Genomic DNA, 21,147 nt, shown 5'->3' on the forward strand with positions numbered 1-21,147 from the left:
CTGGCGCACAAAATTTTTTCGAACCTGAGGTGACGCGACATCATGGCCAAGATTGTGTCGATCGAGTTTGTCGATGATATGGACGGGTCCCGCATCGCCGACGAATCAGGGGAGACAGTTGAATTCTCAGTCTCCGGGGTCGACTACGTCATCGATCTCAAGAGCTCGAACGCGACCGAGTTCCACCGGAAACTCGATCGCTACATCAAATACGCCACCCGAGTGGGCGGTCGCAGACGCAAAACGTTCTCGGCCGGCGCACGGACCCCTACACCGACGATCGTTGTAGAAATCGAACCGGGTCGGGGCAAGGCGGTTCGGCAATGGGCAGCCGCTGGCGGGTACGACATCAGCCGCCGCGGCCGAATCTCGTCGGAAATCAAAGAGGCATACAAAGCAGCCCACTGATGTCTCGCTCGGGGATCCCGTAGCTGCGCTGACGACCTGCGCTGTTCAACGGATTGTGTTTGGTTGTCACAGCTCGCGGTGACCGCCCACGACGGTGTCGACCAGTCGGGCCGCGAGATCCTTGATCCGGGTGTTTTCGCGTTGCGACTGTTCCGACAGCGCGGCGAACGCAGCGTCCGGGGATATTGCCCGCACCGCCATCAGAATTCCCTTGGCCTGGTCGATGGTAGAACGGGTCAGCATGGCAGTGCGCAGTCCCTCGACCTCGGACAGAGCTTCAACTAGCAGCCTGGAGTTGTATACCGTCGTTTGCGCCGCGGTCACGAACATCATCACCAGCACTTCGTCGATATCGTTGAACCCGTGCTCGTCGAAGCTGTACAGGTTGAGTGAGCCGGCGTGCTCGGAATCGACTGCCAGTGGTGCGGACAGGTAGCTTCGCACCCCGACATCAGCTGCCTCGGAAGCGAACTTCGGCCAGCGAGTCCAGGCGTCGCCGACACGAACGCACACGATCCGGCCGGTTCGCGCTGCCTCCAAGCCTGGACCTTCGTCCGTCAGATATTGATCGGATTCGATGGCCACGACCCGAGAATCGGTGCACGCGACCGTCGCCGGACCTCGTGATCGATTGTGCAGGAGGGTCACCCCGACCATGTCCGTACCCGGAACGACTGCCGCTACCCGCTCGCACAGGCCCTGTAGGAGGCTCTCGATGGAGCTGTGCGAGAGCAGCAGTTCCCGGAACGTCTCGACCGACTCGAGGGCGCTGTCGGGATAGTAGCGCGGCGGGACTATCGGCTGTAGCAGCGTTCGAGTCGGTGCCGACACTGCAGCCGACACCTCGGCATCGAACTTTGTGGCCGCTGCCGATTCCAGTGCAATTCCAGAAGGGTCGATCATGGGAAACGGGTCCCTGACTGTGCAACGTTCACACTTGTTGACGTGCGCGAGAAACTCAGCAACTACGACCCCCGACGGGCACAGGTGACCGTACGCGCATCACCGAAGCAACGTGCGTTCGCCTCCTACCGACAGGTTCCTGCACGCCGAGAGCACCGCCGGGAACGAAACGAGAATAGTGCCATGGACAGCAGGAGGCGGAGGCGAGTCAGATCCAGCCGAACCTGCGTGCCTTCAACGCAGCCTCGTATCGGTTGGACGCACCCAGTTTGCCCATCGCTGCCGACAGGTAATTGCGAGTCGTCCCGGTCGACAAATGTGCGCGAACAGCGATTTCGTCGATCGATGCACCGTCGATGGCGTACTCCAGCACATCCGCTTCGCGGCCGGTCAGGACGGTGTCACCGGTGCTGATCGCCTCCGCCGCCAGTTGCGGATCGACGTGGCGTCCGCCCGCCGCAATCGTATGGATCACCTCGGCCAGCGTTGCCGACGAAATGGTCTTCGGTAGAAATCCTCGCACTCCGGCTGTGAGAGCACGCTTGAGATATCCGGGCCGACCATGGCTGGTGACGATCACGATGCCGGCCTTGGGAGTGATCGCCAGCAGCTCGATTGCCGTGTCGATCCCGTCGATTCCCGGCATCTGCAGATCGATCACAGCGACGGCAGCGCTCTCCCCACGGTCGACGCGACGCCGCCAGATCGCAATCAGATCTTCGCCCGACTCGACGTCGGCGATCACGTCGATGTCCGTTTCGAGATCGAGCATGGCCGCCATTGCCGTTCGCACCAGGTTCTCGTCGTCGGCCAGCAGTACCGGTATCACGTTGTTTCCCAATGGACTTCGAGCAGGAATTCGTTCCGATTCGAGGTCGTGTCCAGACCGGCATCGACCGACGTCAGCCGTTCGGTCAGCCCACGGAGGCCCGTCTGCTGGGCGTGATCCCGCGGCGTCTGGGCTGACGCGAGAACTCCGTTGTTACGCAGTGACATTCCAGCCTTCCCGAGAGTCATCGTCGCCGAGGTCGCCGTGGAGTGCTTCACGATGTTCGTCGTCCCTTCTCGCACTACCCAGGCGGATACCTCATGGAAGCGCGCCGGGACGTTCGACGGGTCGCCCTCGATGTCGAGCAGGCATCCTGCCGCCGCGAGCAACGAGCGAGCGCCGGCCACTTCTCCGTCCAGGTTGATGTCACGGTACCCCCGAACGAGTGCTCGCATCCGGTTCATGGACTCGACCGCTACGGTTTTGACCTCGTCCATCTCGATGCGAGCACGGTCGTGTGCGCCGGCTTTGGCCAATGTGGAGGCGAGTTCACTTTTCACCGCGATGGCCGAGAAACTGCGCCCAACGACGTCGTGGAGGTCACGAGCAAAACGAAGTCGTTCTTCCGCTACCTGTAACCGCGCCTCGACAGTCTTTGCGCGCTCGAGCTCTTCCACTATCCGGAGCCCCCACCGCGTCAGAAGGGTGCTGGAGAACAGGACACCCGAGATCAGACCGGTAAGCGCCATCATTTGCACCGCCTTGCCGGTAGTTGCTCCGAAGACCGCTCCGGTGGCGACACTCATCCCAAGGACGACCCACCACCGATACCGAATGAACGGGACTATCGACTGCGCTGCGAAGAGCGTCGCCGCGAAACCCGTTGCGCGAACGGCAGCTACGCCCGACGTGTCGGTGGCCAGCTCTGCTGCAATGGCGCAGGATGCCCACACCACAGCCAGGGCTACCGCTCCTACCGGCAATCCCCAGCGTCGCAGCGCGGGGTTCGACCCGGCGAACAGATCGGCCCGGCTGAGCAAGGCGGCAAGCGAGGCAAGCCCTGACATCACGACCGTCGCCGACGCCCAAGGGGCGCCGGCGGCGGTGATGCCCGCGAAAACCGTGACCGACGCGATAGCCGCCAGGAGCGTGACCTGTGCGTAGAGCCGGTACTTGGCCGGCTCCGACAACTCACGCCACCCGATGGCCATCTGTGTCATCCTCGGTCGTCCCAACGAAAGCTTGTCTTGACAATCCAGAGCGTCAGCAGGGTCCACAGCCCCAGAGTGGCGAGCGGCTGGCCCACCTCGGCGAAAGTTCCCATGAAGTTCGCGGCAACCGCTCCCTCGGGGGCTGTTGCCGGCAGCCCTGCCGAGCCCAGCGAGATCAGGTCGGACAACGCGGCGAACGGTGTCCAATCGACCACAGAACCGAGACGATCGGGCAGTAGAGTCCGGATGGAATCCTGACCGACCATCGCGATGATCATCACCGGCAGTGACGTGATCTGGGCAGCCTCGGCGTTCTTGGTGACCGCGCTGGTCGCCAGTGCCAGCAGCGAGAACACGATTATTCCGCCGAGCAGCGCGAGAACGAGGACGATGGCATTGACGGGGACCGGCGAGCCGGCTCCGTAGATCACCCCTCCTACGATGACGGCACCGATGAGGGTGAGTAACGCCCCTGGCACAGCGGGTGCCACCTGAATCTGCCAGTCGGCAGCCTCGCCCGTTCGTAGCCGCTTCAGTACGCCCTCACCGCGCCGGGTCGTGACCATCGAGAGAACCGAGTAGTACATCACGAACAGCAGCGCCATCAGGGCGAACATTTCCAGTCCGGTGGTGGCCACACCGACGGTAGCCCCGGAGTTGTTGCGCGCGATGAAGAAGGTCGCGAGGGGAATCGCCACCGGAAACAGAGTGCCCATGACGACGAGAGTCTTGTTGCGGATGAACTGTCGATATTCAGCGACGGCCAGGGAGGACAGCGGGCGCCGGCCGAACCCCACGGAGGGCGGCGCGGTGGTCGTGGTGGTCATGATGCTCCGATCAATTCGGGGGTGGACGTCGGCGACGCGGAATGGTCGGCGGCAATGTCGAGGAATACGGATTCGAGTGATGCGGCTCGCGCTTCGAGACCGGTCAGCTGAACGCCGTGGGCACCGGCCCAGGCCAGCAGCTCGGACAGATGTCGTTGCAAGTGGTGGGTGTAGACCGTGACCCTCGCCCCGGCGTCGACGGTCGCGCCGTCCCACGACGGCAACATCAAACCGGGGTGATCGAAGACGATCCGGGCAGGATGCTCGTCGACGATGTTCCGAAGCGTTCCGCGGCGCGCGATCTCACCCTTGTGCATGATCGCGATAGTGTCGGCGAGGGCTTCGGCCTCATCGAGGTAGTGCGTCGTGAGAAGGATTGTCACGCCGGATGCTTTGAGTCCGGCCAGCAACTTCCATGTGGCTCGGCGACTTTCGGGATCGAGGCCCGTGGTCGGCTCGTCCAGAAACAGCAACCGCGGCTGGCCGAGCAAAGCGCATGCGAGGTCGACTCGACGCTTCTCGCCGCCCGACAGCGATCCCACCCGAACATCAGCCCGGTCCGTGAGGTCGACCTGCGCCAGGACCGCTGCCGTTGTGGTGGGATTGCTGCAGGTACCGCGCCACATCTCCAGCGTCTCGGCGATCGTCAACTCGGCCGGCAATCCGCCGGACTGCAACATGATGCCGATCTGCGGACGGACCTTCTTGCGCTCCAACCGAGGATCGTGTCCGAAGACTTCCACCTCCCCCGACGTCGGTGCCAGCAGGCCTTCCAACAGGTCGAAGGTCGAGGTCTTGCCTGCCCCGTTCGTACCGAGTAGCGCGAAGACCTCCCCCTCTGCGACGTCGATGTCGATGCCCTTCACTGCCTCGAATGCGTCGTCTCCCGTTCCGTACACCCGACGCAACCCGCGGGCCGCGATCACCGCGCTCATCGCTGGCCCCACTTGCGGGTTCCGACGATCCAACGGACTGCGAAGATTGCCACACCGGCTCCGGCCGCGACCGCGGAGACGATGACTCCGGGCTGCAGCACACCCAACACGATGCCCAACGCAACGACCGCGCCGATCGCAGCAACAGCCTCCCGGCCACGAGTGGGGGCGGGACCGAGACGCATTCCGTCTGCGATGAAGGTGCCGAGAGTGATTCCCTGCGAGCTTGTTTCGCGACGATCGGGAGGAGTGTGCGGATGGTTCATTCCTGTTCTGTTCATGACTAGAAGCCTGTCCGAACGGAGCAGCGGCCACCAGTGCACCCGAACATCGAAACACACCGCTATCTGCACGTCCGAACCATGACCGATGTCATCGACCGGCCATTTTCTCTGGATAGCAATGCGATTCCCGCAGTGCACACAGCCCGCTAGATAGGCGTGGTGTGCGCCTCCGCGAATTGCCACGACACACGCGAGGCATCTATGCCCGCAGCGTCGGTGAACAAGCCCGTGCCGGGACCGGGCCAGACATGACCCATACCTTCGACGAGGTAGGACTCGATGGCCGACGGCCGCCCGCCCTCGTCGCCGTAGCGGGTGTACGTGTACGGATACTTGTCTTGTCCTTCGACCCGAGCGGATTCGATCATCGACGCCGGTTCACCCAGTGCGTCACCGATCGCCAGCCACTGCGCAGTCAACCGTTCGGCCATGACCGGCCGTACGACGTCGTCACGGTCCCCCTGAACCACCAGCAGCGGAACATATCTCGCGCGATCACCCATTTCGGCAACGGCCAGGCTTGCGGTGTAATCAGGGGTGACACGGTCCAGATCGTGCTGGGCCTTGTCGTAGCTGTACTCGCCCCCGGCCGTCGACGTCACCGTCGCGAACACATCGGGATATGTCACGGCCATCGCGACAGCAAGACCCGCGCCCGACGACGCACCGGACACGTGCACATTCGACCGGTCACCGTTGTACTTCGCGATCACCGATTCCGTCACTCCTGCAATCAATGCCGGTTCCCCACTGCCCCGACGTTGATGGGCCGGTTCGATTGCATTCCAACACAGTTGAGGGCTTCGGTCGAAGGTCTGCGTCGGGTAGACGACAATGAAGTCCTCCTCGTTCGCGACGACGTCGAACCGGGTCGTGTCCTTCATCGAATTGATCCCGTACCCCGTCATGCCACAACCGTGAAGGGCAACCATGATCGGTGTCGGCGAGGACGGATCGTAACCGGTCGGAAGATGCACCTGATAGTCGAGCACACCTGCGTCGCCGACGAACTGACCGTATTCGTCACGGTCACCGGACCACGCCCCTGCTGTCGCCGCAGTCAGGGTCGAGCTCCCCAGCGTCGCTGCGAGAGCAACGACCAGAAAGCCCTTTCCCGCAAACGACTTCACGTTCACGTCGCCATCTCTGTCGAGAGGATGTGCTGCGCAAGCCAGGCGAGAACCGTCTGCATACTTTCAGGGTCGAGATGCGTGCCCGGCTCGTTGTATCCGCTCCCTGGCGACGCGGCGATGTCCGCAGGCGTGCGCAGGTCTTCTTTGAACACATGATTCGCATTGGCCGGGAAGGCGAAGGTCACGTTCGCCATCCCAGCGGCGACCTCTTCGAGAGGAACGCCATCGGCGTGCATATCGATCTGGACGTCTTTGGCGCCGATCAGCACCAGCGCAGGGATCTGCACCTTCCCGAGCGAATCGGCCGCAGACTCGACCCACAGCTCGCGGATGAACGGCAGATTCGCCGGTTCTTCGAATCCGGCGAGCACTGTCTTCACGCTGTCCGGCAAGCTCGGGTCAGCATTCATCGGTCGACCGACTGTGAAGTTCTCAGCGGCTTCCCGAACTTTCGCCATCAGCTCGCTGCCACCAGAAATCTGGTTGGTCTGCTGCCCCAATTGCGCAAGCAGCAATTCCCGTATCGGCCGACCAGGTGGTGCCGCGAGGACGATTCCCGCAAAGGGGACGTCATGGGTTGTCGTGGCGTAATGGAGCACGTGCAGAGTTCCTTCACTGTTCCCGAACCCCACGATCCTCGCGGAATCGACGCACTCCAGCCCGGAGAGCACCGTGACGGCATCGACCAGCTCGTCCAGATGCGATTGCATACTCATTTTGCCGGTCAGCGTCTCGACGTTGTCCATCGCGTGTGCACCGGATGCCCGCTTGTCGTAACGAAGAGAGGCGATACCCGCATCGGCGAACGCCTCTGCCATGAGCCGAGCGCTCCCATTTTCGCCGGGCAGCAGGGGCGAACACCAATCGCGGTCGGTCGGCCCGCTACCGGCCACGAAAACCACTGCAGAAAAAGGCCCGTCACCTTCGGGGCAGACCACCGTGCCTTCCATGGTGATGCCATCCAGCATCCAAGTGACCTCGAAGGTGTGTGTCATATGTGCCTTTCTCTTGTCCGGCCGCGAACCGCGCCGAACTGATGGGGTACGGCGCACAATGCGCCAGGGCCGTGCGGAATGGGCCAGGTGAGTGTCCCGACGCTGGGTCGGCTCGTACCGCTTCTTGCCACTTCGGCGCTAGGGTTGGGCTCCGATCGATTCGAGCAAAGGGGTGCCCATGACATGGAGCACCAGTGAGCTTGCAGAGTTGGCGACGACCACCGTCAACACCGTCCGGCACTACCATCGGTGCGGATTGCTGGACGAGCCATATCGTCGCTCCAACGGTTACAAGCAATACGGCGTCACGCACCTGGTGCGACTCCTGCAAATCAGACGGCTACGCGACATCGGCGTACCACTCGCGGAGATCCAGGCCACCGGTTCGGGCGTCGGAACCTCGGCCGACGTACTCACCGCCATCGACGCGAATCTTGCCGACGTCATTGCAAGCAGCCTTCGCACTCGCGCCCAAATCGCGTTGTTGCTTGAGCACGGATCGATCACCGAGGTCCCGGCCGGCCTCGAGCGCACCGCACTGGGCATGACTCCGGCCGAGCGATCCATGGCGCTGGTCTACTCGCAGGTATACGACACCGAAGCTATGGACGATGTCCGAGACATCATCGAATCCGACGACGACGCGGCGACAATCGCGTTCGAAGCTTTGCCCGCGGACGCTGATGAGGACACGCGTACACGCCTCGCCGACGAGTTCGCGGACACCATCGCCAAAGCATTGGTCGAGTACCCGTGGATGAGCGAACCGAATTCCCGTCTGATGGGAAGCCCGTCGTTGGCGGGAGAGGCCATCGCCGAGACCATCCGAGAGTTCTACAACACTGCCCAACTCGACGTACTGCTTCGTGCCACCGTCATCGCTCGTCAGCGACACCGGTGACCGGTCTCCCGTCACAGGACGCAGCGTGAGTCGTCGGGGGGCGTCACGAGGTCGATGAGGTAGTCGGCAACGATGTCGTCTGTGCAGGCGTTCCCCGCGATGATCGATCCGTGCTGCTCACCCTCGACGGTCAACAGGCTTCCACCGAGTGCGTCCGCAAGGTTGATGGCACCCTGGTGCGGAGTCAACGCGTCACCGGTCACGGAGACCGTCAAAGTGTCTGGTAATCCTTCGATTTCGGTCGCGTAGGGGTAGCCCAATGTGGGCTCGACAGGCCATTGCTCGCATGTATCCCGCGCGCTCTCTGCCGACCGTCCCGAATCGACGAACGGACTCGCATCGAACACTACGCGAATGAGCGCCGATTCCTGAACCGGACTGTGGCGTTCCTCGTCGATGCAGTTGATCGCACCCGTCGCTTCGAGTGTGTTCGCGTAGGTTCCGTTCGTGCTGTTGCGTCCCTGGTAGATATCGTTCAGCGCAATCAGTGAGTCTCCTCGGCCGTCACGCAGTTGGGCAAGACTCATGACGACGGGCTGCCACGCCTCCTGCGAATACAGGCCGAGGACGACGCCCCCGATTGCTTTGGTGAATGTCAGTTCACGACCGTCTGCCGCCGGCAGTGGTGCGTCGACCAGGGGCCGCACGAGGCTGTGGAAGACCTCGGTTGCCTGTGCCGGATCCGGTCCCAGCGCGCAATCGGGTTGTGCGGCACAGAACTTTGCGAGCTCGTCGAACGCACGTTGCATACCGTCGGCCTGCTGAACGCGTCGCTCCTTCGTTCCGGCGAATGGATCCATCGCACCATCGAGAACGAGCGCCCTGACGTTCCCCGGGAACATCTCTGCGTACACGGCGCCCAGTCGGGTTCCGTAACTCGCACCCGCGTAGGTGAGCTCGTCGTCGCCCAGCGCAGCGCGCATGACATCCATGTCGCGTGCGACATCACGGGTGCCCAGGTGGGCCAGCGCGTCCTCTCCCCCGGACCCTGCGGCGCAGTTCTCATAGAATTCGCGGGTCGATTCTTCGGACTTCGCATGCGGCAGAACGCTGATCGCAGCGCTGATCGCGTCGGATTCACGCTCGTCGTCGTCGAAGCAGTTCACCGCGGGTGTCGACGCACCCACACCACGCGGATCGAACCCGACCAGGTCGAACCTGTCGGTGAGGTCGCTCTGCGCCCACGCGCCTGCGGTGGTTGCCGCGAACTCGGTCCCCGAGAACCCGGGCCCACCTGGGTTCAGCACGATGGAACCGATCGGATCAGCCGAACGTGCAGGAACCCGGGAGAGCGCGATCTCGGCAATCTCCCCGTCGGGATTCGTGTAGTCGAGTGGCACATCCATGCGTGCGCACTCGAATTCCATTGGTGACCTACCAGTTTCGCCAGGCGAGAGGTTCGAGGCAGGCGGGGCACAATCCACGAAGTTCAATTGCTGGCTGTAGAACGTGTCGAGAGGTCCGGCTTGGGGCTCGCTGTCCTGGGGTGTGGTGTTCTGGCTGCAGGACGCGAGCAACACCAATGCTGCCACAGCCGCACCCGCTTTCAGTCCTCGGTGAGTACGCATACGTCCATTACGCACTATGTCGTCGGCACACAGTCAAGAACGATAGGGTCCGCGCAATCAGTGGGTCGTGGTGATGTGCCGGCGAACGGGCTGCCGATGTCCCCACGTGCCCCACCGCCACAACCATTCGAGCGGTCCTCGAGTGAAGCGCCTTAGCCACAACACGCTGGCGACCCATTGTGCGAGGAGTATCGCGCCTGCCGTGCCCAACAGTGTTGCCCACGAGGAGCTGTCGGAGAAGTTCAACACCCACCCCGCCGCCAGCATCAACGGTGCGGCACCGACGTAATTGGTCAAGGCCATCCTGCCCAACGGACCGAAGGCCGCTTCCAGAATTCGAGACATACCGGTTGTCATCAGCAAGGCGAGCGACGAAACGTACACCCCTGCGACAGCCAGACCCGCTGCAGCGGACTCTGTACTGTAATTCGACATCTCGATTGTTTTGGTCTGCAGGAAGATCAGCGGGACCGCGGCAACTGCACCGACGATCAGCACGATCGTCGCACCACGGCGCGACCGACCGATGGCCGGCATGACACCGTACCGGGTGAGGACCGCACCCAGAAGGAGCATCCCCGGAGTCAGGCTGATTCCACCGCCCGCGAGGACAAGGCTCCCCACGATGAGCGCCAGTGCCACAACCGCGGAGACCCGCCGCGACATCCACGTGCTCGGAAGCAAGATGACCAGGCCGACCACCGCCAGCGGTAGCAACGCAGATCCGGGTTGGAGCACGTTGAACGGGATTCCGATGGCGAGCAGGAGCAGCAGTCGCCGGAGCAGTAGTAGCCGGGGACGTACCACTCGGCGGGCAGCGGACTCGTAGAACATCGCAAATCCGATGCCGAAGAGCAGAGCGAAGATCGGGAAGAAGCGTTGTTGCACGAGAAGGTGCAACCAGCCGCCTGTGTTGTCGAGCGAAGGACGCTCGTAGAGGCCCGGTGCGGTGCGGAAGCCGGTGAGTGGCCCGATGTTGACAAAGATGATGCCGCACAATGCAACACCACGAATCACATCGAGAGTGGCGATTCTGCTGACACCGGTTACCGAAACAGACTGCTGTGCAATGGATGTCACGTGTTCACCTTCCTCCGAGGTTCGACCGGGGCCGCCCGCACATCAACGGACGGAAAGCCATGACTCGAACGCGTCGGTGAACTGCTGCGAGAAGGGCAACGGCTCTCCGTACTCGGCACCGGTCGACGGCTGGTCGCCTACATCCTTGAGCACATGGTTCGCCGTGTCGAGATGCGTTGTACTCAGCTGCGTTTGCGCCAAGACGTCGTTGAGACCGGCAACGTCGACGCAACGAATTTGCATGTCCTTGTCCGAACAGCTTGTGAATACTGCCATCGAGGACGGCAGGGACGCCGCCATGGCGATCGGATCGAGTTCGTCCTGAGTGGCCAGCATGGTGGCGCCTGCCGGAACCATCCCTATCGAACGCAAAGGTTCCGGGAGATCGTTCGGAATCGTCCCCGAAGTCCGGATCTGGTCCACCGCGCGGTTCAACGACGATACGAGGTCGGCACCATCGGCATCCACCAGTTGTCCGGATTCCACCAGTCCGGCGACCTGACGCATCATGATGTCCAACGTTCGTGCCGTCTGTGGTTGCACCAGGCCCAACGATGTTATCGGCGGCACCCCGCCGGCCTTGTCGGTGGCCAGCGCCAACGCCACAAGGGCACCTTGACTGTGTCCGACCAGTCCGACTCCCGATTTGTCGATACCCGGGCGATCCGCGAGAAAGTTCGCCGCCGCGGCGGCCTCGTGCAGGTATACATCGTGTCCGAGTTTCGACGGGTTTGTCTCTGGGTCCAGTTCCGTTGCACCGGTGCCGGATTTGTCGTACCTCAGGCTGGCAATGCCGCGGCGCGCCAAGACGTCGGCAAAGTAGCTCAACGTGCCGATGGCTCCTTCGACGTGGATGTTGTCGCCATTCCTATCCGTCGGCCCGGAACCTGCAATCAGCAGTACAGCCGGAACAGCTACGCCGGTGTCGTCGGGCATTCGTAAGCTTCCATGAACCGTCAACGCCCCATTTTCGAACGTGACCTCGTGGTCCCTGCCTACCGACTGTGCAGCCGGGCTCGCACTCTGCGAGTCGGAAGTGGCGCTGCCACAGGAGACTATGACCAGCATGGACAGGCCTGTCAGTATCGCCGTCGATGTCGTGAACTTCATGTCAATCTCTCCAAGGTTGCTCTGTCAGAGGCGACGTCTGTGTCCTTCGCTCGCACGCGCCGTGGACCGAAACCAGTGCGCCCCAAGGACAGGGTCAAGCCCAACGATTCGACCGGTTCAACGGTTCTCACTCGCCCGATTCCGCACGGATGGTCGGATCGGTGAACCTGGGTACCGGACCGTCATGCTCGGAGCTCCCGTCGATCGGCGTCCAGGACTCATAGGTGAATTCCTCCAGGGGCATGGGTTTGGCATGTGCCACGATCGTCCGTGGTGGCCGATCTCCGCCGAGCAGGAAGTCGATCACCGGACGATCGACCTCGTCCGTGCCGTAGGGGAAGACGCCGTGGACGCTCTCGTTGTCGACCGCGATCAGGCTCGTGTTCGGCAGCTGCGTGCCCGCAACCTGACCCGCCTCCCACGGCGTCATCGAATCGAGTTCGCTCTGCAGAACAATGCTTTCCGGGAAGTCCTCGGTCAACGGAGGCATCGCCGAGTCCGTCGGCCAGAATGCACAGGCCTGTGGCCCGTCGAGCAGTCCACTCTGCGCCGAGAAGGGCGCAGCGAGCGCCGTTCGCTCGTTGAACTCGTTCCAGTATTCGAGGCCCTGAACCCACTGTCCGTCGGTGCATTTCGTGAAGTCGATGACCTCGTCGTAGGTACCGCGAACCAACCCACTGGAATCGTCTTCCGGTGCCGCGGACAGCGCCGCCAGCACGTCGTGGGCCGCGGTGCGTTGCTCCCCGGTGAGGGTGTCCATCCCGTCGACGATGCGGCTCGCGGAGGCAACAGGAGTCGTAGGGGTCACGGCACGTTCACCTTCGGCGATGATCAGCGAAACGAGCTGTCCAGCAAACGGATAGACCACCGAACTGGAGAACGCAACGTTGAGGTTCGTCGACGCCCACGCGTACCGAGCAGCCAACGACTGCTCCGCACTTCCGGTAGCTGTGAAGTAGCGATTCCAGATCACCTCAGGGTCGCCGCCCAGCCCATACGTGGCGTCGTTGCGCGCAATCCAGTTCATCATGTGGAGCCGGAACTGCCGATCGCGGCCCTCGTGGGCCAGGTCGTACAGGCCCTGGATCGAGTCCTGTGTCGGGTCCGTGGCCGAATCGAGAACCATGCGCTCGATGTTGTCCGAAAACAGGCCGCCGTACCAGGCACCGAGCCACGTGCCGTAGGAGTAGCCCATATAGGTCACCGATTCGAGCCCGAGAAGGTGACGGATGAAATCCATGTCGAACGCGGTCTGTTCGGTCGTCATGGTCGCGACCTCGGGATCGACCGAGCACGACTCGCCGATCGCGCGCGTCTCCGCGTCGGGTCCATCCGCCGGATCGTATTGGTACTCGCACTGCGCATGACTGGACTGACCGAGACCATGCTGATCGAAGCTCACGTAATTCGTGGTCTGCCGCAATTCCGGGGTGTACATCTGAACGGTCGAGCTGTAAGACAACCCCGACGCGTACGGTCCACCCGGGTGGGTGATCACCGTGGTGTGGTAGTCAGGATCGGTGCGATCGATGTTGTGTGCCTGAGAGATTCGTACATCCCACGTCTGCTGTGGATCAGGATCGTTCCAATCGCGTGGAACCTTGATAGTTGCGCACTCGACGTTAGAGACGTCGGCACCAGGGATGGGCGGTCCGTCGTCGTTGAACTCACATGTCTCCCAGCTGAGTTGCTGGCCGGCCAACGACCCTGCGAGCGCAGCGATATCCGGTGTTCCATCACCGGATTCGTCGCCACTCGCAGTCGGGGCGCTTGGTGGCGGTGACGCCATGGCAGCCATCACGACGACGCCGGTCAATCCGATGACACCGGCAGCGATCGCAGCCGGGAGCAAGTACCTCCGCCCGCGCGGTGCCGTACTGAGCACACTCTTGTCCAACGGCACGTGAGCTCCTCCTCATCGATCATCAGTCGGTCCAGCCCGGCGCACGGCAAGATGTGCGTGCGTTGATGTGTGCATGACAAAGCTATTCCGTGTTCCCGCAACAGGGTCAAACGTCCGAACCCCTCAGGGATGGTCGAACAGTCCCGGCACCTGAGATGCCGATATCAGGCCGCGGAGGCGGCGCATCGGATCCGACGCCAAGATCCGATCTGCATACGATCGATCGACAAGAAGGCATCCAGACGGTCGACTCGCCTTTCGCCGCTTACCAGCCGGCCAAGGACCACGAGATAGTCGGATCGAGTCGACCCATTGCGTCGGCCCCACCACTTCGACTCAGCTATCTGTACGCCGGCCTTCTCGCGGAACTATTCCGTGGGCGGGGTTTGTAGCACCGTCATAGCAGCATCGGCGATCGCAAGAAGGTCTTCGGTAGTTCCGCCGTCGCGGGCGCAGCCGGACATGCCACGCATGACTGCCAGGAGAAACGAAGCCAGGTGATCGGTGTGGGTGGTCGTAGCCAGCTCACCGGCATGGACACCGCGATCGAGCCGATCTCGAAGCCGTATTCGCAGGATCTCTCGCTGCGAGGCCAGCCGTGGCTCGGTCAGCATCAGACAGCCCGGGGGCGTCGCGGTATCGGTGTGAGCTCGTGCTGTGTCGTCGAGCATTCGGCCCAGGGCTTCACGGACCGTGGGTAGTTCGGCCGCCTCGTCCACGGCCTCGCACGTGCGGCGAAAGTACTCGGCTGAGGCTTCCTCGAAGAGACTCTGCTTGTCGCCGAACGCGGCATAGAGGCTCGGTGGCGTCACACCCATGGCTGCAGTGAGTGTCGCGACCGAGGTGTCGGTGAAGCCCCTGCGCCAGAACAGTTCGGTAGCCACCGCCAATGCCGCGTCACGATCGAAACCACGTGGTCGGCCAGCCATGCCGGAAGAATAACATATCGATCACTACATAACGTGCTACGCTCGCTGGGCAATCGATAGTGATCACTACACAAAGGATCCGTATGAAGCTCGAAGGTGCAGTTGTGCTCGTCACCGGAGCGAACCGAGGCATCGGTGCCGAGTTCGCGAAACAGCTCAAAACACGTGGGGCAGCGAAGATCTACGCGGCTGCCCGCGACGCGAGCGCGGTCGAAGCCGACGGCGTCGAGCCGATCGAGCTGGACATCACGAATGCCGGGCACATCGAAGCCGCGGCTCGCGCTGCCGGCGACGTGCAGGTTTTGATCAACAATGCAGGAATATCGACAGGCACTGCCCTGCTGAGCGGAGATATGGCGGACATCAGGCGGGAAATGGACACCAACTTCTACGGTCCGCTGCAGATGACCCGCGCCTTCGCCCCGATCCTGGGGGCCAACGGAGGCGGTGCGATCCTCAACGTCGTCTCCGCACTGTCGTGGTTCACTGCGCCGGGCGCGGGTGCCTATGCCGCGTCGAAGGCCGCGGCCTGGATGTTGACGGACAGCACGCGCCTCGAGCTCTCATCGCAGGGCACACATGTGGTCGGCGTGCACATGGGGCTGGTCGACACCGACATGGCAAAAGGAGTGGACGCGGTGAAAGTCGCACCGGCCGACCTCGCGAATGCAGGTCTCGACGCAATCGAGTCGGGGGCGCAAGAAGTGCTGGGCGACGACTGGGCGGAGTTCGTGAAAGCCGGCCTCCCGCTCGACCCGAAAGAACGGTACCGGCAGATCTTTTCCGCCCTCGGTATCAGCTGAGCGCCGACCACAGCATCGATCGTCGTCGGGTACGTCGCGACCTCGACACCCATAGCGGCTGTTGATCCGTCGGCCGGCTTCCCGACCGACGGAAAAACTGAGAGCTGTGTCGGGGAAGCGAACACTCAGGATGCTTTCTCATTGACTGATGTGCTGGGCGTGCCCACGAAGCCTCGATAGCGCGGGTCTTTCCTCGGATCTCGCTGGAGACGAGACGAACCTGCTTCAGTAGGACGTCGTCGACAGATTCGATCCTGGCGGGTGTCGGCAATGGGTTATCGAGTCGCGGTGTCTTCTGGTCACGTGTCGTCCGAGCCGATCGACTGCGGCGAACGATGCCTCGAGTTTGTCGGCGAGTCGCCTACTGCCGCGCGCCGGGAGGAAGACCATGGCGGCGGGCAGCAGCTGCGGCGAGCAAGGTGCATGCGACCAGACCGAGGGTGACGGCGGGAAACGACCCTGGTCCTGCAGCAGTGAGAAGTACCCCACCCAGAGCGCTTCCCAGAAAGATTGCCGCGTTCGCGACGGTCGTCAGTATCGAATTGGCAACATCGGCATCGGGGCCCGATGCGTCCGCCAGTGCGGTCTGCAACAACGGTGCAGCGCCACCGAACGACATGCCCCACAGGATCACTGCTAGCAAGAACATCACTGGAGTGCTTCCCGCGATCGCCAGCGAGGTGGCCGCCAAGGCGAACGCGGCCAAGTAGATCAGGACCAGCCTTCGCAGGATGCGGTCCGCCAGCGCCCCGACAACGGCGATACTGGCCATCGCAGCCACCCCGAACACCGCTAGCACCACATCGACTCTGAGCCCTACGTCCATATCGTCGATGATGGGTGCGATGTAGGTATAGAGCAGGTTGTGGGCAAGGAACCATCCGAGCACCACGGCGATGATCGGCGCGACACCGGAGAGCAGAAAGACGCGATTCAATGGCGTTTGCGCAGTGGAATTCTGGCCGTCGGAATCGGGAACTGATACGACCACCCACGCGATCAAACCAAGGGCAATCACAGACATCAGACCGAAGGTCCAGCGCCACCCGACCAGCGTTCCGAGATACGTCGCAAGAGGCGTGCCGATAGCGAACGCAACAGGCGTACCCGCCATCGCCACGGTCAGCGCCTTCCCGGCCAACGCGGGCGGGGCTATTTTGCGGGCGTACCCGGCGAGCATCCCCCAGACCACCCCGGAGAAAGCCCCCGCAACGAAACGCGCCAACAGTGCAATCTCGAACCCCGGTGCCAACGCTGTGATCGTATTGGCCACCACGAATCCGCCGACTGCGACGAGCAGGATCGGTTTGCGTCGCCAACTTCGCGTGAACGTGATCGCAGGAATCGCGAAGAGCACCGCTCCGAGTGCGTATGCGCTGATCAACTGCCCTGCCGCGGCCTCCCCGACGCTCAAACCCGCGGAGAGCTGAGGTAGAAGCCCGGCAGGAAGTGTCTCGGTCATGATGACGATGAATGCGGTCGCTGACATCGCCAGCAGCGCTGACCATGGAAGTCGCTGTTTACTTCCGCCCCCGGCCGGCATCGGAATTGTCGAGCTGTCGGTGGTGCCCTGAATGACTTCTGGATTGATCATTCCGTAAGTCAACACCACCGACACCCCTGTTGCCAAATTATTGGATTGATTAGTCTGTAATTCACTGAACACCGAAACACGGAATGGAACCGCGATGAGCAGAACCGGGAGACCGCGAAAGTTCGACGAGGACCGCGCTCTCGAAGCGGCCATGGTCCTTTTCTGGGAGAACGGCTACGAGGCAACGTCATTGACGCAATTACGAAGCAGCATGGGTATGTCTTCGGCCAGCTTCTACGGTGCGTTCGGATCCAAGGATGGATTGTTCGCCGCCGTGGTCCAGCGGTACATCGACAGCTACGGCCGTGCGACCGCCCCACTGGCAGACGAATCCATGGACCCTCGAGCCGCTCTGGAGAAGACATTGCGTGGCTCGGTGACCATGCAGACCGATGCGACGCATCCCCTCGGATGCCTGGTCGGCCTGGGCGGAATCATCGAGGGTCCGGACGCCGGAAAGCACTCTGCCCTGGCAGCCCGGAGGTCTGTTGATCGCCGCAACATTGCCGCGCTGGTCGAACGGGCTGTCGATCGAGGTCAACTCGACCCGAGCATCCCGATCGACGCAACAGCGACACTGTTTCACGGCTTTCTACTCGGATTGTCACCCCTGGCCAGAGACGGTGTGCCCGCCGATGAACTTCAGGCATCGGTCTCGGCAATGATGACGTTCTGGGATTCCATGCACCCGCGGTAGACGAACCACCCTCTGCCACAACATCTCCGGCCCAAACCCTGCATGCGATCAGGGTGTGGGCCGAAGGGCGAGGTTGCACCGCGCGTCGGGTGCGGGCGACTCGAGGTCCACCAGATAGGCCGAGACGATTGCGTCTACGCACGCATTACCCGCGAGAGAGGCACCGTGCTGTTCACCTTCGACCGTGAGCAGGCTGCCGCCGAGCGCCTCGGCGAGGGCGATGCCGCCGGCGTGCGGAGGAATACCGTCGCCGGTCACCGAGACCACCAGAGTGTCGGCGAGGCCGTCGACCTCGTCGGCCAGGAGCGGGTTGAGCGTGGGATCGACCGGCCAGTTCTCGCAGCCGTTTCGCGAGTTCTCGACCGCAATGCCGGGGTCGATGAACGGCGCGGCGTCGAACACGGCCCGCTTGGGCGCCGTCTCCGCGGCGTTCGCGCAATCGACGACGGTGGAGGCGTTTTCGAGCTCTACAACAGCGCCCAGATCGAGGTCATCCGGCGAGCGGGTCTTCTCGCCGGATGACAGTTCGAGCTCGGACCAGTCGAGCCAACTGTCGAGCAGCGGATGCAGACGGCGAAGCACCTCGGACTGGGCCGCGTTGTGCACGCCGACAACCGCATCCAGCAGGATGTCCCGAGTGCGATCGTCACCCAGCCGCGTGTTCGCGTCGGCCCCGGCAAACACGCCCTCGATGTAGACGAGAACGGGATGCGGTGGCACTGCCTCCGCGAGGTGTCCTAGGGTCACATCGTCGACAAGTGAGGGCAGTGAATCGAACTCGACCTGCGGTTCGGTGCGTTCGGTCGTGAACTGTTCTCGAATCACGTCCAGGGCGCTCGCGGGGATCAGTCGCGAGCAGATCAGGTTGAGCGCGCGGTTCGCGGCCGTCAACCGGCCTGCGATATCGCCGAACTCCGCGGGCACGTCGTAGGGCGCGTCGAGAGCGATCGCGGTCGCGAGATCTCCTCGCACGGTGCCCAGATGCGCGATCGATTCAGTCAATTCCGTCTCCAACAAGCGAAGCATCGTCGATGGCGGTGTTTCGGAACCCATCTCGGCGATGTCGTGCAGTAGTACTCCAAGGTGCGCAAGCCTTCTCACATGCAACAGGCGCACGAGGTGCCGAACCTCGTAGTGTCGTTGGCCGTCGAGTCGGCGCGGGGGCTCGTCGAGCAGTCCGAGACGGTGATAAAGGCGCACGTTATTCGCGGTGGCGCCCACCAGGTCGGCCAGTTGTCGCCTGTTCCACGGCATCGCCCTCACCCCCTCTCGGTGTCTCGGCGTTGCGTTGCCACCGCCCCCGTTGGGTCACCCAGCGCCGACGCACTCGCTTCGTTGGGCAGCTTGGACGCTACCCGTCACAGCCGGCAGCGACCAGTCCGTTCCGGGACGATCACTCAGCAGGTAGGGCGGTCCCTGCGGGGGTACGTAGCCCGTCCAGTGCGATGGCAATCGTTCTGCGCCACTGCCCTTCTCCCCTGGTGGCCCCCAGACATTCCTTGCCGCCGATCGGTGCCAGCGACAGCAGAACGACATCCCGCCACGTCACGTCACTGCGCAACGTCCCTTGCTCCTGCGCCCGACGGACGAGCCGGTCGACCATCTCCGCGAGCACAGCGTTACGGTCCACCAGCTCTTTCGGCAGCTGATAACTTGTCCCGCTGGTGAATTCGGCCAATCCGAGATTGTTCATCTGCGCCTCGGTGAACGCATAGAGAAAGCGGGAGAGCCCTTCCCACGCGTCGGCGTCCTCGAGAGCGGCCTCGGCCCACGATTCGATCTCCGCCACGCCATCGAGAAGCACATCGGCCACCAAGGCCTCCTTCGACCCGAACCGTCGATACAGCGTTCCGACTCCGACCTCGGCGCGTTCGGTGATATCCGTCGTCGACGCCTGAAGTCCGTGTTCGGCAATAGCCGCGCGTGCCGCCTCGATCAGGCGCAGGCGTTTGCGGCGCGAGTCCGCGCGTTCTCTCGGAGCCTCGCCGGCACCCGCTGCGTTCGTCATACCGACAACCATAGCGCGGATAGTATCTCTCCCCTCGGAGCCATTACCTCCGATCGGAGCGTACCTCTCCGTTTATGCTACGTTCGTCTTTATGGAACACAGCGCGCCCCCCGCACTCCTCATCTACGGCGCAACCGGCTACACCGGACGCCTGATCGCCGAGGAAGCTGCCCGCATCGGACTGGACTTCGCGGTGGCAGGACGTAACCGGGTCGAGGTCGAGGCCCTGGCGGAACGGCTCGGGGTTCCCGGTAGGGTCTTCGCTCTGCACGACCCGATCACCGTCCTGGACAACCTCGAAGGCACGCGCGTCGTACTCAATGTTGCGGGTCCATTCGGCGTGACAGCCGAACCGCTCATTCGCGCAGCCATCTCGGAGGGCATCCACTACCTCGACACGACTGCCGAATTTGCGACCTACGCTCTGGCAGAGGAACGGTCGGCTGCTGCCGCAGCGGCCGGCGTGATGTTGGTGCCCGGGGTGGGCTGGGACGTCGTTCCGAGTGACGCCGTCGCCGTGCACGCGGCCTCGAGGACACCACGACCGGTCCGGCTCCGTATCGCACTCGAGATCACCGGCGGCTTCTCTCGGGGGTCCATCTCGAGCTCGGCCGGAATCGGCGACCTCCTCGGGCTGGTCCGCGCCGATGGTGGACTGGTACGCACGCCGAACGCCACCGCTGAAACCTTCGACTTCGGCTCAGGGCCAGAGGACTTCGCACCCGTACCGATGGGTGATCTCATCACAGCACAACGGTCTCTCGGGCTCGGCAACATTGCAGTGTTCATGCGGTCGACCAACGGGATGCCCGCGCCGGGTGACCACATCCCCGACGGCCCGACCGAGGCCGAACGACTCGAAGGTCGCTATCGCGCACTGGCCGAAGTCACCGACGAGGACGGCACCGTCGTGCGGTCGGTCATCGACACTCCGAACGGCTACGTCTACACCCAACTCTCGGCCGTTCAGGCGGCTCGCCGCGTCCTTGCCGGCCAACACTCTGCAGGGTTTCGGACTCCGTCCGCGGCATTCGGCCCCGGATTCGCCACAAGTATTGCCGACAGCCACATCACCGATCTCTGACATCA

21 protein-coding genes and 1 pseudogene are annotated in these 21,147 nt (G+C 63.0%); 5 read left to right on the top strand and 17 right to left on the bottom strand.

Features of this window, described 5'->3' with window-relative positions:
* The first annotated feature begins 42 nt into the window (after positions 1-42).
* Entirely contained in the window at positions 43-408 is a 366-nt protein-coding gene (locus MTX34_RS13630; protein ID WP_243594144.1) for an Lsr2 family protein, read from the top strand.
* A 66-nt stretch (positions 409-474) separates the two neighbouring features.
* Here MTX34_RS13630 and MTX34_RS13635 read toward each other — a convergent pair whose 3' ends face one another.
* From MTX34_RS13635 to MTX34_RS13670, 8 genes are all read right to left on the bottom strand, one after another.
* Positions 475-1,311 carry a GAF and ANTAR domain-containing protein gene (locus MTX34_RS13635; protein WP_243594145.1) on the bottom strand — a complete coding sequence of 279 codons (837 nt, stop codon included), beginning with the start codon at positions 1,309-1,311 and terminating at the stop codon, positions 475-477.
* A gap of 208 nt (positions 1,312-1,519) precedes the next feature.
* Positions 1,520-2,140 carry a DNA-binding response regulator gene (locus MTX34_RS13640; protein WP_243594146.1) on the bottom strand — a complete coding sequence of 207 codons (621 nt, stop codon included), beginning with the start codon at positions 2,138-2,140 and terminating at the stop codon, positions 1,520-1,522.
* Positions 2,137-3,291, bottom strand: coding sequence for a sensor histidine kinase (locus MTX34_RS13645; RefSeq protein ID WP_243594147.1), 1,155 nt, complete (start codon positions 3,289-3,291; stop codon positions 2,137-2,139). The genes MTX34_RS13640 and MTX34_RS13645 overlap by 4 nt, the downstream gene beginning before the upstream one ends.
* Before the next feature lie 5 nt (positions 3,292-3,296).
* A complete protein-coding gene (locus MTX34_RS13650) occupies positions 3,297-4,118 on the bottom strand; it encodes an ABC transporter permease (RefSeq protein WP_243594148.1) in 822 nt (273 codons plus the stop codon).
* Complete coding sequence (locus MTX34_RS13655; protein ID WP_243594149.1) at positions 4,115-5,053, bottom strand: ABC transporter ATP-binding protein; 939 nt, start codon at positions 5,051-5,053, stop codon at positions 4,115-4,117. Before MTX34_RS13655 ends, MTX34_RS13650 begins: the two co-directional genes overlap by 4 nt.
* Complete coding sequence (locus MTX34_RS13660; RefSeq protein WP_243594150.1) at positions 5,050-5,334, bottom strand: hypothetical protein; 285 nt, start codon at positions 5,332-5,334, stop codon at positions 5,050-5,052. The genes MTX34_RS13655 and MTX34_RS13660 overlap by 4 nt, the downstream gene beginning before the upstream one ends.
* Before the next feature lie 149 nt (positions 5,335-5,483).
* On the bottom strand, positions 5,484-6,473 hold the full coding sequence (locus MTX34_RS13665; RefSeq protein WP_243594151.1) for a PHB depolymerase family esterase: 990 nt from the start codon (positions 6,471-6,473) through the stop codon (positions 5,484-5,486).
* Complete coding sequence (locus MTX34_RS13670) at positions 6,470-7,465, bottom strand: alpha/beta hydrolase (protein ID WP_243594152.1); 996 nt, start codon at positions 7,463-7,465, stop codon at positions 6,470-6,472. The genes MTX34_RS13665 and MTX34_RS13670 overlap by 4 nt, the downstream gene beginning before the upstream one ends.
* Positions 7,466-7,643: 178 nt before the next feature.
* Here MTX34_RS13670 and MTX34_RS13675 point away from each other — a divergent pair, with 178 nt between their 5' ends.
* Positions 7,644-8,366, top strand: coding sequence for a MerR family transcriptional regulator (locus tag MTX34_RS13675; RefSeq protein WP_243594153.1), 723 nt, complete (start codon positions 7,644-7,646; stop codon positions 8,364-8,366).
* An 11-nt stretch (positions 8,367-8,377) separates the two neighbouring features.
* Here the strand turns inward: MTX34_RS13675 and MTX34_RS13680 are convergent, their stop codons facing one another.
* From MTX34_RS13680 to MTX34_RS13700, 5 genes are all read right to left on the bottom strand, one after another.
* Entirely contained in the window at positions 8,378-9,712 is a 1,335-nt protein-coding gene (locus MTX34_RS13680; RefSeq protein ID WP_243594154.1) for an alpha/beta hydrolase, read from the bottom strand.
* A 279-nt stretch (positions 9,713-9,991) separates the two neighbouring features.
* Entirely contained in the window at positions 9,992-11,014 is a 1,023-nt protein-coding gene (locus MTX34_RS26010) for a DUF418 domain-containing protein (protein ID WP_243594155.1), read from the bottom strand.
* 42 nt (positions 11,015-11,056) lie between these two features.
* Positions 11,057-11,950 carry a S9 family peptidase gene (locus MTX34_RS13690; protein WP_243594156.1) on the bottom strand — a complete coding sequence of 298 codons (894 nt, stop codon included), beginning with the start codon at positions 11,948-11,950 and terminating at the stop codon, positions 11,057-11,059.
* A 301-nt stretch (positions 11,951-12,251) separates the two neighbouring features.
* Positions 12,252-14,027 carry an alpha/beta fold hydrolase gene (locus tag MTX34_RS13695; protein WP_243609745.1) on the bottom strand — a complete coding sequence of 592 codons (1,776 nt, stop codon included), beginning with the start codon at positions 14,025-14,027 and terminating at the stop codon, positions 12,252-12,254.
* Positions 14,028-14,395: 368 nt separating this feature from the next.
* Positions 14,396-14,956: a TetR/AcrR family transcriptional regulator gene (locus MTX34_RS13700; protein ID WP_243594158.1), complete on the bottom strand. Its 561-nt coding sequence runs from the start codon at positions 14,954-14,956 to the stop codon at positions 14,396-14,398.
* Between the two features lie 83 nt (positions 14,957-15,039).
* On the opposite strand from MTX34_RS13700, the gene MTX34_RS13705 reads away from it, so the two are divergent.
* Positions 15,040-15,759: an SDR family oxidoreductase gene (locus MTX34_RS13705; RefSeq protein WP_243609746.1), complete on the top strand. Its 720-nt coding sequence runs from the start codon at positions 15,040-15,042 to the stop codon at positions 15,757-15,759.
* Between the two features lie 361 nt (positions 15,760-16,120).
* On the opposite strand, the gene MTX34_RS13710 is transcribed toward MTX34_RS13705, so the two are convergent.
* Positions 16,121-17,353 carry an MFS transporter gene (locus tag MTX34_RS13710; RefSeq protein ID WP_243594160.1) on the bottom strand — a complete coding sequence of 411 codons (1,233 nt, stop codon included), beginning with the start codon at positions 17,351-17,353 and terminating at the stop codon, positions 16,121-16,123.
* 94 nt (positions 17,354-17,447) lie between these two features.
* Here MTX34_RS13710 and MTX34_RS13715 point away from each other — a divergent pair, with 94 nt between their 5' ends.
* Positions 17,448-18,050, top strand: a complete 603-nt coding sequence (locus MTX34_RS13715; RefSeq protein WP_243594161.1) for a TetR/AcrR family transcriptional regulator — start codon at positions 17,448-17,450, stop codon at positions 18,048-18,050.
* Positions 18,051-18,098: 48 nt separating this feature from the next.
* Here MTX34_RS13715 and MTX34_RS13720 read toward each other — a convergent pair whose 3' ends face one another.
* The 3 genes and pseudogenes from MTX34_RS13720 to MTX34_RS13725 all read right to left on the bottom strand — a co-directional run bounded on the left by MTX34_RS13720 (position 18,099) and on the right by MTX34_RS13725 (position 20,058).
* The gene (locus tag MTX34_RS13720) at positions 18,099-19,052 is read right to left on the bottom strand and encodes an alpha/beta hydrolase (protein WP_243594162.1); all 954 of its coding nucleotides are present in this window, start codon (positions 19,050-19,052) and stop codon (positions 18,099-18,101) included.
* A gap of 60 nt (positions 19,053-19,112) precedes the next feature.
* Positions 19,113-19,304, bottom strand: a pseudogene (locus MTX34_RS26140) (MerR family transcriptional regulator); the annotation flags it as partial.
* Positions 19,305-19,443: 139 nt separating this feature from the next.
* Positions 19,444-20,058 carry a TetR/AcrR family transcriptional regulator gene (locus MTX34_RS13725; RefSeq protein WP_243594163.1) on the bottom strand — a complete coding sequence of 205 codons (615 nt, stop codon included), beginning with the start codon at positions 20,056-20,058 and terminating at the stop codon, positions 19,444-19,446.
* A gap of 91 nt (positions 20,059-20,149) precedes the next feature.
* Between MTX34_RS13725 and MTX34_RS13730 the strand changes: the two genes are divergently transcribed.
* Entirely contained in the window at positions 20,150-21,142 is a 993-nt protein-coding gene (locus MTX34_RS13730; protein ID WP_243594164.1) for a trans-acting enoyl reductase family protein, read from the top strand.
* The last annotated feature ends 5 nt before the right edge of the window (positions 21,143-21,147 follow it).

The organism is Rhodococcus sp. ARC_M5 (genome assembly GCF_022810405.1).
GTDB classification, from domain to species: Bacteria; Actinomycetota; Actinomycetes; order Mycobacteriales; family Mycobacteriaceae; genus Rhodococcoides; species Rhodococcoides navarretei.

Coding starts and splice junctions, on each gene's coding strand:
- MTX34_RS13655 (WP_243594149.1), bottom strand. CDS start 5,053: ATGAGCGCGGTGATCGCGGCCCGCGGGTTGCGTCGGGTGTACGGAACG.
- MTX34_RS13635 (WP_243594145.1), bottom strand. CDS start 1,311: ATGATCGACCCTTCTGGAATTGCACTGGAATCGGCAGCGGCCACAAAG.
- MTX34_RS13705 (WP_243609746.1), top strand. CDS start 15,040: ATGAAGCTCGAAGGTGCAGTTGTGCTCGTCACCGGAGCGAACCGAGGC.
- MTX34_RS13700 (WP_243594158.1), bottom strand. CDS start 14,956: ATGGCTGGCCGACCACGTGGTTTCGATCGTGACGCGGCATTGGCGGTG.
- MTX34_RS13670 (WP_243594152.1), bottom strand. CDS start 7,465: ATGACACACACCTTCGAGGTCACTTGGATGCTGGATGGCATCACCATG.
- MTX34_RS13715 (WP_243594161.1), top strand. CDS start 17,448: ATGAGCAGAACCGGGAGACCGCGAAAGTTCGACGAGGACCGCGCTCTC.
- MTX34_RS13710 (WP_243594160.1), bottom strand. CDS start 17,353: ATGATCAATCCAGAAGTCATTCAGGGCACCACCGACAGCTCGACAATT.
- MTX34_RS13730 (WP_243594164.1), top strand. CDS start 20,150: ATGGAACACAGCGCGCCCCCCGCACTCCTCATCTACGGCGCAACCGGC.
- MTX34_RS13680 (WP_243594154.1), bottom strand. CDS start 9,712: ATGGATGTGCCACTCGACTACACGAATCCCGACGGGGAGATTGCCGAG.
- MTX34_RS13690 (WP_243594156.1), bottom strand. CDS start 11,950: ATGCCCGACGACACCGGCGTAGCTGTTCCGGCTGTACTGCTGATTGCA.
- MTX34_RS13645 (WP_243594147.1), bottom strand. CDS start 3,291: ATGGCCATCGGGTGGCGTGAGTTGTCGGAGCCGGCCAAGTACCGGCTC.
- MTX34_RS13725 (WP_243594163.1), bottom strand. CDS start 20,058: ATGACGAACGCAGCGGGTGCCGGCGAGGCTCCGAGAGAACGCGCGGAC.
- MTX34_RS13675 (WP_243594153.1), top strand. CDS start 7,644: ATGACATGGAGCACCAGTGAGCTTGCAGAGTTGGCGACGACCACCGTC.
- MTX34_RS13650 (WP_243594148.1), bottom strand. CDS start 4,118: ATGACCACCACGACCACCGCGCCGCCCTCCGTGGGGTTCGGCCGGCGC.
- MTX34_RS13660 (WP_243594150.1), bottom strand. CDS start 5,334: ATGAACAGAACAGGAATGAACCATCCGCACACTCCTCCCGATCGTCGC.
- MTX34_RS13630 (WP_243594144.1), top strand. CDS start 43: ATGGCCAAGATTGTGTCGATCGAGTTTGTCGATGATATGGACGGGTCC.